At 73.7% G+C, this 14,936-nt stretch carries 14 protein-coding genes; 6 read left to right on the plus strand and 8 right to left on the minus strand.

What is annotated here, in order from left to right; all coding sequences use genetic code 11:
• Positions 1-445 precede the first annotated feature (445 nt).
• Positions 446-652 carry a hypothetical protein gene (locus tag ACH4B3_RS13200; RefSeq protein WP_398462910.1) on the plus strand — a complete coding sequence of 69 codons (207 nt, stop codon included), beginning with the start codon at positions 446-448 and terminating at the stop codon, positions 650-652.
• 173 nt (positions 653-825) lie between these two features.
• Here ACH4B3_RS13200 and ACH4B3_RS13205 read toward each other — a convergent pair whose 3' ends face one another.
• Positions 826-1,275 carry a DUF5994 family protein gene (locus ACH4B3_RS13205; RefSeq protein ID WP_398463165.1) on the minus strand — a complete coding sequence of 150 codons (450 nt, stop codon included), beginning with the start codon at positions 1,273-1,275 and terminating at the stop codon, positions 826-828.
• Positions 1,276-1,305: 30 nt separating this feature from the next.
• On the opposite strand from ACH4B3_RS13205, the gene ACH4B3_RS13210 reads away from it, so the two are divergent.
• Entirely contained in the window at positions 1,306-1,458 is a 153-nt protein-coding gene (locus ACH4B3_RS13210) for a hypothetical protein (RefSeq protein ID WP_398462911.1), read from the plus strand.
• Here the strand turns inward: ACH4B3_RS13210 and ACH4B3_RS13215 are convergent.
• From ACH4B3_RS13215 to ACH4B3_RS13225, 3 genes are all read right to left on the minus strand, one after another.
• On the minus strand, positions 1,455-2,723 hold the full coding sequence (locus ACH4B3_RS13215; RefSeq protein WP_398462912.1) for an ATP-binding protein: 1,269 nt from the start codon (positions 2,721-2,723) through the stop codon (positions 1,455-1,457). The two genes, ACH4B3_RS13210 and ACH4B3_RS13215, sit on opposite strands and share 4 nt — an antisense overlap.
• A 477-nt stretch (positions 2,724-3,200) precedes the next feature.
• The gene (locus ACH4B3_RS13220) at positions 3,201-3,374 is read right to left on the minus strand and encodes a hypothetical protein (protein ID WP_398462913.1); all 174 of its coding nucleotides are present in this window, start codon (positions 3,372-3,374) and stop codon (positions 3,201-3,203) included.
• Between the two features lie 242 nt (positions 3,375-3,616).
• On the minus strand, positions 3,617-4,384 hold the full coding sequence (locus tag ACH4B3_RS13225; protein ID WP_398462914.1) for a GNAT family N-acetyltransferase: 768 nt from the start codon (positions 4,382-4,384) through the stop codon (positions 3,617-3,619).
• Between the two features lie 1,071 nt (positions 4,385-5,455).
• Between ACH4B3_RS13225 and ACH4B3_RS13230 the strand changes: the two genes are divergently transcribed.
• The 3 genes from ACH4B3_RS13230 (at position 5,456) to ACH4B3_RS13240 (ending at position 10,562) form a co-directional block, all read left to right on the plus strand.
• Positions 5,456-7,669, plus strand: coding sequence for a protein kinase (locus tag ACH4B3_RS13230; protein WP_398462915.1), 2,214 nt, complete (start codon positions 5,456-5,458; stop codon positions 7,667-7,669).
• Between the two features lie 683 nt (positions 7,670-8,352).
• Positions 8,353-9,273, plus strand: coding sequence for an aquaporin (locus tag ACH4B3_RS13235; RefSeq protein ID WP_398462916.1), 921 nt, complete (start codon positions 8,353-8,355; stop codon positions 9,271-9,273).
• Between the two features lie 548 nt (positions 9,274-9,821).
• Positions 9,822-10,562, plus strand: a complete 741-nt coding sequence (locus ACH4B3_RS13240; RefSeq protein WP_398462917.1) for a PP2C family protein-serine/threonine phosphatase — start codon at positions 9,822-9,824, stop codon at positions 10,560-10,562.
• Between the two features lie 232 nt (positions 10,563-10,794).
• On the opposite strand, the gene ACH4B3_RS13245 is transcribed toward ACH4B3_RS13240, so the two are convergent.
• Positions 10,795-11,241 (minus strand): putative quinol monooxygenase, encoded by a 447-nt coding sequence (locus ACH4B3_RS13245; protein WP_398462918.1) that lies wholly within the window; start codon positions 11,239-11,241, stop codon positions 10,795-10,797.
• A 123-nt stretch (positions 11,242-11,364) separates the two neighbouring features.
• The gene (locus ACH4B3_RS13250; protein WP_398462919.1) at positions 11,365-12,507 is read right to left on the minus strand and encodes an amidase domain-containing protein; all 1,143 of its coding nucleotides are present in this window, start codon (positions 12,505-12,507) and stop codon (positions 11,365-11,367) included.
• A gap of 189 nt (positions 12,508-12,696) precedes the next feature.
• On the opposite strand from ACH4B3_RS13250, the gene ACH4B3_RS13255 reads away from it, so the two are divergent.
• Positions 12,697-13,248, plus strand: a complete 552-nt coding sequence (locus ACH4B3_RS13255; protein WP_398462920.1) for a helix-turn-helix domain-containing protein — start codon at positions 12,697-12,699, stop codon at positions 13,246-13,248.
• 372 nt (positions 13,249-13,620) lie between these two features.
• On the opposite strand, the gene ACH4B3_RS13260 is transcribed toward ACH4B3_RS13255, so the two are convergent.
• Positions 13,621-14,223, minus strand: a complete 603-nt coding sequence (locus ACH4B3_RS13260; protein ID WP_398462921.1) for a ClpP family protease — start codon at positions 14,221-14,223, stop codon at positions 13,621-13,623.
• A gap of 1 nt (position 14,224) precedes the next feature.
• A complete protein-coding gene (locus ACH4B3_RS13265) occupies positions 14,225-14,878 on the minus strand; it encodes an ATP-dependent Clp protease proteolytic subunit (RefSeq protein ID WP_398462922.1) in 654 nt (217 codons plus the stop codon).
• Between the last annotated feature and the right edge of the window lie 58 nt (positions 14,879-14,936).

Genomic DNA, 14,936 nt, shown 5'->3' on the forward strand with positions numbered 1-14,936 from the left:
GCGCGCCCTGGCAACGGGATGCATCCGAAAAGTTCGCTATGCCGGGATGGTGCCTCGAGCGATAGCATGGGCCCTGGGTGGGTGCACTCTCACGTGCAACCGCCCGGAAGGGCAGCCCCGGTGTGTATACGCCGGGGCTGTGGCACAGGCTGGATGCTCTGCAGCATCCAGCTCTGGAGCGCCGCCGGGGAGGATCCGCCCGCTCCCCCTTCCGCACTGGCGCTCGCTGGGGCACACGGCGAGACGCAATACCCCTCAGTCGACACTGAGGGGCGGCACCGGTCTGGCCCACCCCATGCACAGCATCGCCTTCTGCTGTGAGGCCGACGGGCGAGGCGTCATCCGCGTGCCTCGCTTCGCCGTCGCCATCATGCGGACCTTCGCTGTGCGTGGCAGCGTGATCCGAGAGGGGTCCGTGCCCGCACGCGTCGAGAGGAGCGCAGTCATGGACGGTACGCAGGACAAACGTCAGGAGCCGGGCAAGGGCCGGGGCCGCGAGGCGCGGGAACACCACCGCCCCGGCGACCCCGCGCAGCCCCGGCCGGGCAGGCAGGCCCGTGAGCAGGGACGGAAGCCCGGGCGGACGGAGACCTCGCGCCGCCGCGAGGACGACCTGCTGCGCGAGGAGGACCTGCACGACGAGGGGCTCTGACCAGGGCGCCGCACGCTCGGAGCCCGGCCGGTACGCAGCACTCCAAGCCGGGCTCTGTCGCATCCCGCCCGATGCCGAAGGAGACCGGGCCGCCCGCCACGGCGGCGCCGCGCTCTCGGCTGGCTCGGCCGCCGTCGATTCGGGGTCAGCCTTCCGCATCGGCGGCGCTGCCCTCAGGCCCGTGTGTGGTGGCGAGGAGGATCTGAGCGGCCTGCGTGACGTTGTCGGCGCGGTGGGCGCGGGCCATCGCTTCGCGGGCGGCGTCGGCGGTGGTGGTCCGGGGGAACCGCCAGGAGGGCGAAGTGGTCGTCGTGGCCGCGCGTGACGAGGACGGGGCCGTCGCGGACGGGCTCGGATTCGAGGTGCACGACCTGACCGTCGATGACCAGGCGGGGCGGGATGCCATCCCAGGCGGACGCGTCCACGCCCAAGCGAGTGATCGGGCCGAGGTGCCCGGTCAGCACTCTGATCAGCGCCGGCAGCCCGGTTCCGATGTCGCGGGTACGCGGCCACCAAGCGCCGTCGAGGAGCCCCTCCCGGGATCGCGTGGTCTCCAGCCGCACCGCGGCCGCGCCGCTCCGGCTCCTGTACGAAGCCATAGAGGGCAACCGCCTCCCCGGCATCACCGGAGCACGCTGCGGCGCGGCCTCCACGTGCCGGAACAGGACCTGGCCGCCGCCCGCACCTACCTGGCCGGTGAAGGACTGGTCACCGTCGACCGGGAACCCGGTAACACCCCGGCGGTGATCACTCTCACCCACGAGGGAGTCCGGCGCCTGGAGGCCGAGGAGGAAGAGACGGCCTAGATGCGGGCGAACTGCTCGGTCTGGTGAACGAGTTCCCGAGCCATGGCGGCGCTGACCGTGGGCCTGGTCTCGCCGATCGTGCGCAGGTAGTCCTCGGTGGTGGGGCGGGCCCGCGCTCCGGTGTCGAAGGTGCGCTCGAACTGGGCTTGGGAGACGGTGCGCGCCACATGGGCGATGTCCGCAGGCGTGAACCCCTCGCTGGCGGACGCCAGCACCGTGCTGTCGGCCTCCGCGGACGCTCGGGTCAGATAGCTCTCCCACAGCGCGGTCCTCGCGCGGTCGTCGGGCGGGCCGATCGGCAGCACGTAGTCGAAACGACCGTGCCGCAGGAACGCGGAGTCGAGCGTGGTCACGTCGTTCGTGGCGCAGACGAGCAGCCGCCCGTCCTGGCCCCGGAACCGGACGATCGCCTTGAGCAGTTCGTTGACGACACCGACCGCGGTCGCGTCCGCATCGCTCCGGGTTCCCGCGATCTCCTCGACCTCGTCGATGAAGACCAGGACGTGGTCGAGCCGGGCGATCTCGTCGAAGCGCCGGTTCAGCCCGCTGGCCAGCCCGTACTCTGCGGCCAGCCGGGCGGGGAACAGTTCGAGGAACGGCCATCCCAGACGGCTGGCGATCGCGTGTGCGAACGTGCTCTTCCCCGTCCCGGGCGGACCGAACAGCATCACCGCCCGCGGCAGCTCCACTCCGTGCTGGGCGGCCAGTTCGGGATGGGCCAGCGGCAGTACCAGACGCCGCTCGATCAGCTTCTTCTCCCTCTGCATGCCCGCGACCTTCTGCCACAGTCCTCCAGGCGGCAGCTCCGCTCCCAGCGACGCGAGCAAGCTGACCGCCTGGGGGGTCACCCGCGCGTGCTTCTCGAAGAAGACCAGGCCCGGACGGGCGCCGAAGCCGCAGTTGTGCAGGGCGGTGGCACCGGCCTCGCCGTCGGGCAGGACCGCGTGCACCGTTCGGACGCCGCCCGCGAACAATCGGTGCTCCAGGGCCGTGATCAGGTCGCTGCCCAGCCCCTGGTGCCGCCAGGCAGGCGCCATGCTGATGCGCAGGATCCACGCCTGGTCATCCTCCACCCTGCTCACCGCGGCGCCGACCACCTCCTCGTATGCGGTGGCCACCACCGCCGGGTGGAGGGCCTGGAGGGCCGCCACGGCGTCCGAGAGAGGAAAGAGCGGTGACTCTTCGGCCGTGCTGCTCTCCGCGTCGACTCGGAGCACCGCTTCGAGATCGTCCTGGGTGTAGTCCCTGACATGCCACCCGGTCATGGTCAGCTCCGCGTGTTCGGCCGTACTCCCATCATCAGCCGATGTGAGCCGGGGCGCGCGGCAGCGACCGCGCGCCCCGGCGCCGTGCCGTTGCGGCGGGGCAGGAAAGCCGTATGGCGTGTCCGGATCGGCCGGGGAGCATCCTGGCGGCCACGCCGCCGGTGCCTCCAACCGGGCGCCGGCCCGCCGCCCGGTTGGAGGCACCAGGATGACCACGGGAAGGCACGGGGGCCCGGACCGCTCGGAGAGCTTCGGGGAGGGACTGCTCGGGGTGCTCCTGGACCGGGCACACGAGCTGCCACCTCATCTGGTCGGCCCGCTGGTCGCGGAGACGGTGGCCCGGATGGGGGTCCGCGACCCCACCTCCTGCTTCAGGACTACGGGCAGCAGTATCTGGTCCCGCCGCCCAGTGCGGGAAGAGCCGCCGGTGTTCCGCGGCTCACCGACCGTTCCGAAGCCGGCCGGTGCTTCGTGGAGTCACACCCCGTCGAAGTCCTGACGCGCGACGGCGTACGGGTCCGCCTGCCCCTGCTGGACGCCGGCGATCAAGCGGTCACTGTGGACGGGATCGACGACGACGCCCGTCGGCTCCTGCGCAGGATCGCCGGCCTGGCGGCCGACCTGCTGCAGACCAAGAACGGCTGCACCCACCTCTTCTTCCGGACCCGCCGCAGCGACGCGGTCAGAGAAGGTAAGGACGGACCCTTCAGACAGCTCCCTCAGCAAGCTGTTTTCGCAGGTCGGAGACGCACAGACGCCCTGCGTGTCGTGATTCCCAAGCTCAGAGCGCGAGTTCGATTCCCGTCACCCGCTCCATGACGAAGCCCCAGCTCAGTGACCTGAGGCTTCGTCGTTGGCCCGTCATTTCGAAACCGGCGGGCTCTACCGCGGCGTCACTGAGAGGCCCACCAGGTCGAGGGCGCCGCGACGGTGTAACCCAGCGACTCGTACAGCGGCCTGCCCAGCGTCGAAGCGGTGAGCGTGACCGGCAGGTCCGCCAGGTGGGCGAGGGAGCCGAGCATGACGGCCCGCCCCACGCCACGCGACCGGAAAGCCGGCGAAGTGCCGACCCAGTAATGACCGCCGACCCCGTCGTCCACGACGACGACACCGGCTCCCGCGGGCACGCTGTCGTGCGTGGCGACGAACACGTCCACGCCCGGCTGCTCGATCAGCGACGTCGGGAACAGCTCGCCGGGGCGGTAGGGCGTGAATCCGGTCAGCTCGAAGCCCTCGATCACGATCCGCTCGGCCGCCTGAAGGTCCTCGGGCCGCCGAACCCGGATCACGTCCAGCGTCGGCTCGCCGACCGGCCCGGGCGGGCGCAGCATGATCGGCATCTGCCAGCTGCGCATGCCCAGGTGGCTCAGGTCGGTCGAGCTGAACGGATCCTCGGCGTTCACCGGGCCCTCGGCCCGGCGTACCAGCTCGCTCAACTCGGTCAGTTCGCCCGGGTCGAGGACCGGCTCTTGGATCAGGATCCGCAGGCCGGCGCGCACGTCGCCGTCGACCGCGACGAATCCGTGGCGCCGGATGACCTCATGCCCCCGGGATCGGCCGGTCGCGGTCCACAAGGCGGCGGAGTTACGGGCCTGCCGCACCGGCGCCTCGGCCACGGCTACGGATATGGGCTGGGCGGCCGACGTAGATCGTGTTGTCATTGCGCCTACGGTACTGGGCAGTTGCCCCAGTCCAGGGGCCAATTTCATGCGAGCTGACTGGGCCACCCGCACGGCCGGACCACCTGACGAGCACGAGCGGATCCATGGTCCGTCTCGACCGTCGCCGCTGCGCCGCGTTCACCCGCCCAGGCCGAGGTGCCCGGCGACCGACGACCGTCACGAGCTGTGCCACGACGCGTGCCGGCAGGGATGGCGATCAGCGGTCGACGGCAGGCACGGGAAGACGGTTGCGGGCCCCGCAGCTGATGGCCTCCTCCGCAGTTCAGAGACGGTCTGAGCGCGCAGGTGCCGGGCGATTCCCGCGCCCGGAGCGCGAGTTCGATCCTCGTCACCAGCTCCACGACGGTGGCCCAGGTCGGCGACCTGGGCCTTGTTCGTTGCGGCTGCCGCCCCGCAGCCGGGAAAGCGCCGCCCAGGGTGGGACCGACACAGCCACCCCCACCTCTGTGGGCACAGCCGGAACGCTGACCCCACGCCGAGCCGGCGGACCCTGCGGCCTCCCGGCCGCCTCCCTGCCCGCCGATGACGGGCTACCCTCAGAACAGCTCTCTCCCTGAGCCGAGCACCCGCCAAGGGCCTTCACCAGCACCGGGGCCCCGCCTCCCGGGGCTCTTGCCTCTCTACAGAGGGTTGATACCGACGTGCCACCTATGTCGCAATTCCCAGTAGTAAGCAAAAACAGCTGCCCGGCGCTCTGAAAGCGCAGGTCGCGGCCTGTGCTCCCCGCGCATGCGGGGTTGGTCCGTCGATCCACGCCAACGCCTCACCCAACCCACGGTGCTCCCCGCGCATGCGGGGTTGTGCCCGGGACTTGTATAGCGGCGGAATTCCTGGACATGTGCTCTCGGCGCGTGCGGGGCTGTTCCCACCGGCGCCAGGATGTACGCCACCTGCCAGGGGTGTTCCGGGCCGGCTGCCGGAACGCGGCGCGACACCCGGGCCCTGGGCCCGGAGCGCATCGTCGGTGTGTTCAACGACGTCTATCCTGAGCGGAGTTCGGCGACGACCTGCCGGGCGACCACACGGGGGCGATCGGGGGATCAGCCGGGCATGCGCAGCGACGGCAACCGGGACGACGACGGGAGCGGCATAGAGCCGCTGGCGCCCACCGACCCACCGCGGATCGGTCCGTACGCGCTGCTGGGCCGGCTCGGTTCCGGGGGCATGGGGCGGGTCTTCCTGGCCCGCTCCGAGGGCGGACGCACGGTGGCCGTGAAGGTGGTGCACGAGGAGCACACCGCGAACGGGGAGTTCCGCGCCCGGTTCCGCCGGGAGATCTCGGCGGCCCGCCGGGTCGGCGAGCGCTTCACCGCTCCGGTGCTGGACGCGGATCCGGATGCCGCGCAGCCGTGGGTGGCCACCGGCTATGTGCCCGGCCCCTCGCTGGAGCAGGTGGTCAGGGAGAACGGGCCGCTGCCCGCCCGGTCCGTCCACGCACTGGCCGACGGGCTGCTGCGGGCGCTCCGCGGCATCCACCGGGCCGGGATCGTGCACCGCGACCTCAAGCCGTCCAATGTGCTGCTCACCGTCGAGGGGCCGCGGGTCATCGACTTCGGCATCGCCCGCGCCCTGCAGCCCTCGGTGGAGTCGCTGCTGACCGGTACCGGCAGGGTCATCGGCTCCCCGGGGTTCATGGCTCCCGAACAGATCCTGGGCGAGGCCACCGGGCCCGAGGCGGACGTGTTCGCGCTCGGGTGCGTGCTGATGTACGCGGTGTCGGGCCGGCTGCCGTTCGGGCGGGGCGCGAAGAACCAGCACGCCGTGATGTACCAGATCGTCAACTCCGAGCCGCAACTGACCGGGGTCGACGACCCCGCGCTGCGGTCGCTGATCGCCCGCTGCCTCGCCAAGGACCCGGTGGACCGGCCGGGGGTGGGGGTGCTGCTGACGAACGCCACCGGGCCGTTGGGGGCGGTGGCCGCCGGGCAGTGGCTGCCGCCGGACGTGCTGGCCCGGCTCGCGCGGCAGGCGGCCAGGCTGCTCGACGCGGAGGCCCCGACGGCTCCGGCCACGGAGCGGGCAGCGGAGGAGGCGGGCGCGGACGCCCCGGCGGCACCCGGCTCTCCGCACCCGGACTCGGGCACCGCCCCGGATGTGGCCCAGGGCCCGGTCCCGGAGTCGGCCCAGGGCCCGGTCCCTGAGTCAGCGCGGGGCTCCGGCACGGCCACGGTCGGCCTCGGTGCGAAATCCACCCCGGAACCGGCCGCGGTGGGACCGGATGCGAAGTCCGTCCCGGACTCGGCCACGGTCGGCCTTGGTGCGAAGTCCGGCCGGGGGTCGGCCGCGGTCGGCCCGGATGCCGAAGCCCCGGGCTCGGCTGCGGGGGGAGCGGACGCGGCATCCGCCTCGGAACCGGACGCGGGGGGACCGGACGGCACGTCCGCTCCGGCGGGCGCGCCCGGGCCGGAGCAGGCGGCCCCGGCCGCGCCGGAGTCCACGGACCGCGCCACCAGCCACCCGGCCGACGGTGCCGGCGCTGCCCGCCCCGGTTCGCGCCAGCGGCGTGCCTGGCTCGTCGCCGGGGCCGTGGCCGCCGTGCTGGCCGTGGCCGGCACCCTGGCCGTCCTGCTCCCGGGCGGCGGGGATCCGGAGGCCCGGGGCAAGGACCGTGCCGCGTCGCCGTCCGGGACCGCGGCCGGGCCGTCCCCCGCGCCCTCCGGGTCGAAGGGCAAGGGCTCCGACGACGCCGCGGGCGAGGACGGCAAGGACAAGCGGAAGGACAAGGGGCAGAAGGACAAGGAGACGGGCGAGGGGACGGACAGCGGCAGGGAGGGCGGCGCGGACGGTGATCGGCCGGACCCGGACCGCGACTCCCCTGGCGATACGGGCAAGACCGCCTCCCCCTCTCCCGACGGGGACCCGCCGTCCGGCGGCGGGGACTCCGGCTCCGACGGCGACGACCCGCCGTCGAGTCCTTCCTCGGGCAACCGGGTCCCGCAGCGCTTCGTCGGCGTCTGGGAGCGCGGAGCCGCGCAGTCCGGCCCCGAGCCGGCGCGGGTGGTGGTCTACTCCGCGGCCCCCGGCCAGCGCGCGGTGACCATGGTGCTGGACAGCGGCACCCGCTGCGAGTTCGAGTCGCGCCTGATCGCGATGGAGGACGGCGGGAAGCGGATGTCCGTGGGACCGGCCCGGGTGGTCCCGTCGGGGTCGACCGGCTACTGCGTGGACGGCGCGGCCTCCACCTTCACCCTCGACAGCTCGGGCCGCCTGTACCGGGAGTTCTCCGGCCGGGTGTCGACGCACCCGTACACCCGCGTCGGCTGACCGGGCCGGCGGACCGGTCCCGCGGGGCCCCGCCTCCGGCGGCACCGGCGGCCACCACCACCGGTGCGGCCGTCGGTCAGCGGGTCCGCGGGCCGGACACTCGGCAGCCCCGTCCACCGCCGGATCCGTCGGGCGCCCGCCGGCGACGGTCGGTCGGTGGGCCGGCGGGGGCGCGGTCGGCGCTCGGTGTCGGCGGCACTTCGCCGACGGTCGGTCAGCGGGGCGGCTCACGAGCGGAATTGGACGCTTCTGCGGGGCGGCGGGCCCGGCGTCCAACCTGTACCCATGTCGAACTCAGTACACGAGGCCGATCCGACGGCCTCCGGGCGGCCCGGGAGCCCGGCCGTCCCCCGTCCGCGTCTCCACTCTTGGTTCCGTTCCCGGACCGACGCGCAAGGATTCCGTTGCCGGGCCGACACCCATCGTTTCCGTCCCCGGCCCGACGCCCATCGGTTCCGTCCCCGGCCCGACGCCCATCGGTTCCGTTCCCGGGCCGACGGCTGCCGGCTGCGTTCCCGGGCCGACGGGGCAGCGGTGGTCGCCCGCCGGCCGGCGGTCCGCACGTCCCCGGTCTCCGAGGCGGTCTGCCGGGCCGGCAGACCCGGCGCACCCCTGGCTCGTACGGCCCCGGCGGGCGCGGTGCGTGCCGTGGCGGTGCCGGCTCCGGGTACCGGAGGTGCCGCATGAGCGCATCCGTGCCGCCGGCCCGGGCGGTGGCCGCCGAGTTCGTGGGGACGGCCGCGCTGGCGGCGGTCGTGGTCGGCTCCGGCATCCAGGCCGCGGCACTCTCCGCGGATGTGGGGGTGCGGCTGCTGGCCAACTCGCTGGCGACGGTGTTCGGGCTGGGTGGGCTGATCGCCCTGCTCGGGCCGGTCTCGGGGGCCCACTTCAACCCGGTGGTCACGCTCGCGGCCTGGTGGAGCGGCCGCCGGGGCGGCGACGGCCCGGGCCTGCGCGAGGTGGCCGCCTACCTGCCCGCGCAGACCGCCGGGGCGGTGTGCGGCGCCGAGCTGGCCGACGCGATGTTCGCCGAGCCGCTCGCCCGCTTCGCCACCCAGGACCGGTTCGCGGGGCATCTGTGGCTGGGCGAGGCGGTGGCGACCTGCGGTCTGGTGCTGATGGCCCTCGGACTGGCCCGGGCCGGCCTGGCGCGGCTCGTGCCGGTCGTGGTGGCCGGGTACATCGGGGCGGCGATCTGGTTCACCTCCTCGGGCAGCTTCGCGAACCCGGCGCTGACCGTCGGCCGGTCGTTCACCGACACGTTCACCGGTATCGCGCCCGGTTCGGTGGCTCCGTTCGTCGCCGCCCAGTTCGCCGGGGCGCTGGCGGGGGTCGCGCTCGTCGCCCTGCTGTTCGGCCGGCCGGCGGCCGGAGACGCAGGCGGGGAAGGGCCGGCGGACCCGAGGGGTGGGGACGCCCTGCGGGCCGGGGGCGGCCGCCGTGTCCCCGGGGTGCTGCCCGTGGCACCGCGGACCCTCCGCACCGGCCGTGCCGGCCACACCGACCGCGCCGGCCATCCCGGACGCACCGGACGCACTGACCGCACTGGCCGCACCGGACGCACTGACCGCACTGGCCGCGCTCACGGGCTGACGTCCGGGTAGCGCGCCCGGTCGTCCATCGGGTGTCCCGGGCGTCCGCCGGGTGCCCTGTTCGTCCACCGGATGCCTGGATGCCCCGGCCCTTCGCCGGGTGTCCCGTTACCCGGCCGTCCACCGGGCGTTCCGGCCGTCCGCCGGGTGTGCTGGTCGTCCGCCGGGTGTGCTGGTCGTTCACCACGTGTCCCGGCCGTTCGCCGCAGCGCGACCGGAGGGCACACGCACCGCGTCGGGGTCCGTCCACCCCGATCGCCCCCACCGTATCGGGGCCCGTCCGCCCCGAACACCCACTACCCGTCGGGGTCGGTCCGCCCCGGTCACCCACCACATCGGAGCCCGTCCGCCCCGGTCACCCGCCGCATCGCGGAACGTCCGCCCCGACCACCCACACCCGGCGGGGACCAGCCGCCCCGATCACCCACCCCCGGCGGGGACCGTCCGCCCCGGTCTCCGGTCGGTGTCCCGGCAGCGTCCGCCCGGGCGCGTCACAATGGTGGTGAGGACGGCCCACCGTCACGCGGGGGCCGGAGCCGCCACCCCTTCCGGGACCATCCATGCCGTACATCGCCGTCACCGCTCTCAGCCATGCCGGCCTGGTCCGTGAGCACAACGAGGACAGCCTCGTCGCCGGGCCGTGGACCCTGTGCGGCACGGTGACGGAGAACCCCCAGACGCTGCTGTTCCCGCTCGGCACGCCGCTCCTGGTCGCGGTCGCCGACGGGCTCGGCGGGCAGCCGGCCGGCGAAGTGGCCAGCGCGCTCGTCGTCCGCCGCCTCGCCGAGCTGGGCCCGTCACTCACCGACGAGGACGCGCTGCGCGACGCCGTGGATCTGTGCAACCACTCGGTGTACGCGGCCGCCGGCGACGATCCCGGGCTGGTCACCATGGGCACCACCGTCGCGGGCGCGGTCGTCATGCCGGAGTCGCTGCTGGCCTTCAACGTGGGTGACAGCAAGGTGTACGACGCGGGCCGGGACGGGCTGCGCCAGGTGAGCGTGGACGACAACCCGCCGCTGGAGCCGGGCCGGCGCACCACCTCGGTGGTCACCCAGACACTGGGCGGCAGCCGGACCTTCCGCCCGGTCACGACACATCTGGCCAGTTCCGCGTCGGCCCCCGGCGACCGCTGCCTGATCTGCACCGACGGGCTCACCGATCCGGTGCCGGACGGGGTGCTGGACAGCCTGCTGCGGGTGTACGACGACGGCCGGGCCGCCTTCGAACTGTGGAAGGCCGCGATCGAGGCGGGCGGCCCGGACAACATCACCCTGGCGGTGGTGCGCATCGGCGAGTAGCGCGGGGCGGCGCGGCCCCACCCCACGCCGGCCCCGCCCCGGGGAACGGCTCGGACCCTCCCGAGGATGGCCCCCCCGCCCCAAACTGACGGCCCGGCCCCGCCCCGGGGAACGGCTCGGACCTTCCCGAGGGGGCCCCGCCCCAAACTGACGGCCCCGCCGCGCCCCGGGACGGCCCCGCCCCAAGATGACGGCACAGGTCCCCGGGGTGACGGCGCGGCCGCGCCCCGGGTCAGTCGGCCGCCGGGTAGCGGCTCACCATGGTGCCGGCGTACGCCTCGGGCGCCTCGGCCAGGTAGTCCGCGATGTTGTCCAGGAAGGCGCGGAGCGGCGGGTGCGCGTTGTGCCGGTCCAGGTCCTCCTGGGAGCGCCACACCTCGTAGAGGAAGAGCCGGCCGTCGTCGTGCTCGTGGAGGTGGTACTCCAGGTTGCCCTCCTCCGCCCGGGTGGACTCGACCAGGCTGGCGAGGAGTCGTCTGACCTCGTCGGCGCGTTCCGGCCGGGGCCGCAGGAAGCCGTAGAGGGACAGCGGCGCGGGGGGCGCCGGGGTCTCGGGGGCCGCCCGGTCCGCGCCGGTCGCCGGCGGCTGGGCCGCGCCGGCCGCCGGGGCCGCTTGGGTGGTCAGCGCCGGGCCGGTCGTCCCGGCCGCTCGGGTCGTCGTCGCTCGGGTCGTCGTCATGCGACCGACCGTAGGAGGTGACACCGGTGTGAACCTCAACCGCACTCGCGGTGGCCTGGGTCACATGACGGCGAAGACCCCGGGCCGAGGGGCCCGGGGCCGGTCGTCCGCGGGGGCGGACGGTCAGGTGCGGTAGGCGTAGTAGTACGCGTTGGGGTTGGACGCGATGATGCTCGCCACCGACTTCCGGTACGTGTTGACCGAGTGGTAGGTCAGGTACGGGACGCCGCTGCTGCTCCGGTAAGTGACGATCATGGAGTGGTCCTTCGAACCGTCCCGGTTGAAGTCCATCTGCATGATGTCGCCGATGCCCATGTAGTACACGTTGGACAGGTTCGTGGCCCGCTTGTGGTGCAGCGTGAACCACGACCATTCGTCGGCACCGACCCAGGACGAGGTCTGGTAAGAGGAGTCGTACCACCAGTTGCGGTAGTCCGAGTACACGCCCGAGTCGTGCTTCCAACCGCCCGCCTTCAGGGACTGGCTGACGAAGTTGGTGCAGTCCCCGCCGGCGTCGTTGAACTTCCGGTACGCGGGGTTGTAGTTCTTCCAGTACTTCTCCGCGTAGGACGCCATGGCCTTGTAGTTGTAGCCGGTGGTGCCCGTGGGCTTCTGCTGCTGACGCGAGGGGCGCGTGGTGGACGCGCGGGTCGCGTTCGGGTGCGCGGTCGCCACGCCCTGGACGGCGGTCGCCTCGGGCTGGTTGATCTGCCGGAGGCCGTCGTCCTTGGGCGTGATGCCGGTCAGCTCCCAGCCGCCGTCCGCCCTGGCCGTGAAGTTCAGCTCGTGGTGGGCCTGGAAGCCGGTGGTCGCGGGCTCGTCGCCGTGGATCTTCTTGTACTTCAGGGTGGTGGTCTCGGTGACCTGGACCGTGGCCCGACCGTCCTTGACGCGGGTCCGGTCGACACTCACCCGGGTGTCGGCGGAGGTGTACGCCTCACCGAGGCTCGCCAGCCGGGCCTTGCGGCCCCGGAGCGAGGACAGCGCGCCGTCCTCCACCCGCGACTGGCGCGCCGAGAGGCGCACGTTGCGGTCCTTCAGCGGCGCTATTCGCCCCACCTGCCGGCTGTCCAGAAGCGCCGCCGTGCGTTCGGTGAGCACGGCGTCGGCGACCCGGCCGAAGGAGGTGGTGGTCGCGCTGTCCACCGTCGCGGTTCCGGACGCCTTGCCCCCGGCGGCGCTCGCCGCCGTGGCCGGCAGGACCACGGCCGAGAGGGCGACCGTCAGCACCGCTCCGACGGTGGATCTGAACGTCGTTGGTTTCACGAAGTTTCCCCTTGTCACCCGGTCCCCTCGGACCAGGGGACGGAATCTTCGCACGAACCTCCGTTATGTGGTGAGGGTGTGGGGGAAACGGGTACGGAGACCTGGGCCACGGGCCGGGCACCGGGCGATTTCCCTCAGGGCGGAAACCGGCCCGCTGCCGCGGCGGGGGAACGCTTCTACTCTGGTGGAGTGAGCAACCACGTGCCGAACCACCCCCGTGCCCGTGTCATTTCGCTGCGCCCCGCGACCGCCGCGTCGTCGGCCCCGGCGCCCGGATCCGCCGCGCGGGACGCCGCCCGCGAACGCACCGCGGAGCGGGCCCCGGCGCCCGCCCGTCCGGCCGGCCCGGCGGCCCCGGAGGTGCGCGAGCCGCTGTGGCGGGACGTCGTGGGCGACGTCCTGCGGCGGGAACGGCTGGCCCAGGAACGCACCCTGAAGGACGTGGCCGAGGCCGCCCGCATCTCGATGCCCTACCTGTCCGAGGTGGAGCGCGGCCGCAAGGAGGCGTCGTCCGAGGTCCTCGCGGCCGCGGCGCAGGCCCTGGGGCTGGGGCTGGCCGATCTGCTCGGCCTGGTCCAGGGGGAGCTGGCCGAGCACGCCCGGGCGGCCCACCGGCGCCGCGCCCGGCGGGCCGCGGTCACCTCGGTCACCTCGATGTCCCGGGTCACGTCGGTCGGCTCCGGGCGGCACGGCGGGGCGCCGGCGGGCACCCGGCACGACGGGGTGTGCCTGGCGGCCTGACCCGCCGTCCGACCGGCTCGCCCCGCCCGGCCGACTCTCCCCGTCCGGTCCGACCCACGGTCCGGCCGGCCCCCGCTCGGTCTGCCCCCCATCCGGTCTGCTCCCAGTCCGGTCTGACCCGCGGTCCGGTCCGACCCACGGTCCGGCCGACCGCCGTCCGGCCCGACCGCGATTACGGCCTGACCGCGCGTACGGCCGGCCCCCGTCCGGCCCGACGTGCAACGCGGCCTGACTTACCGTCCGACGGCGGGGTGCCCTCCGGCCAGGGGCGTCCTCCGGCCGGGGGCGTCCTCCGGCCCGGGGATCCCGGCCGGGCGGGGGCGCCCGGCCGGCCGGGGGCGCCCGGCCGGGCGGCGGTCCGGGCCGTACCGGTCAGACGGCCAGCGCCCGTCGGCTGAGCACCTCGTCGGCCAGTCCGTAGGCCACCGCCTCCGGCGCGGTGAAGACCTTGTCGCGGTCCATGTCGGCGCGCAGCGTGGCGGCGGAGTGGGGCGTGTGGCGGGCGAGCACCTCCTCGACCTGGGAGCGGATGCGGAGCATCTCCTTGGCCTGGAGGGTGAGGTCGGAGACCGTGCCCTGCTGGCCGCCCGCGGCCGGCTGGCCGAGCAGCACCCGGGCGTGTTCCAGGATGAAGCGCCGCCCGGGGTCGCCGCCGGCCAGCAGCACGGCCGCGGTGGAGGCCGCCTGCCCGACGCAGAACGTCGAGATGGGCGAGGAGATGAACGTCATGGTGTCGTAGATCGCCATGAGCGAGGTGAACGAGCCGCCGGGCGAGTTGAGGTAGAGGGAGATCTCGCTCTCCTGGCTGGACGACTCCAGGTGCAGCAGCTGGGCGATGACGACGTTGGCGACGCCGTCGTCGATCTCGGTGCCGAGGAAGATGATGCGCTCGGAGAGCAGCCGGCTGTAGATGTCGTACGCCCGCTCCCCCATCGGGGTGCGCTCGACGACGGTCGGGATCGTGTACTGGCCCATGTCAGATCCCCACCCGTCGCCGCGAACCGGCCGGCCGCACGTCGTCGAGCGACTCCACGACCCGGTCGACCATGCCGTACTCCCTGGCCTGCTCGGCCGTGAACCACCGGTCCCGGTCGCTGTCCCGGGAGATCGTCTCCTCGGGCTGGCCGGTGTGGTGCGCGATCAGCCGCTCCATGGTCTTCTTGGTGAACTCGAGGTTCTCCGCCTGGATCGCGATGTCCGCGGCGGTGCCCCCGATGCCGGCCGACGGCTGGTGCATCATGATGCGCGCGTTGGGCAGCGCGTAGCGCTTGCCGGCCGTGCCGACGGAGAGCAGGAACTGACCCATGCTGGCGGCGAACCCCATGGCGAGCGTGGAGACGTCGTTGGGGATCAGCCGCATGGTGTCGTAGATCGCCAGGCCGGCCGTCACCGAGCCGCCGGGGCTGTTGATGCAGAGGCTGATGTCGGTGCGCGGGTCCTCCGCGGAGAGCAGCAGCAGCTGCGCGCAGACCCGGTTCGCGGAGACCTCGTCGACCTGGGTGCCGAGGAAGACGATCCGCTGGGAGAGGAGCTGGGCGGCGAGGTGGTCGTCGAACCGGGTGGGTTCGGTGTCGCCGTCGGCGGCCCGTGGCGCCGTCGGCCGGGTCGTGCCTGCCATGAATCCTGCCATCGGTCCTCCTTGCGTGGCGCGGCTGCGGTGGCCGCGTGTCCTCCACTGTCGGACCGAT

The sequence above is a fragment of the Streptomyces sp. NPDC018031 genome (assembly GCF_044327625.1).
Taxonomy (GTDB): Bacteria; Actinomycetota; Actinomycetes; order Streptomycetales; family Streptomycetaceae; genus Streptomyces.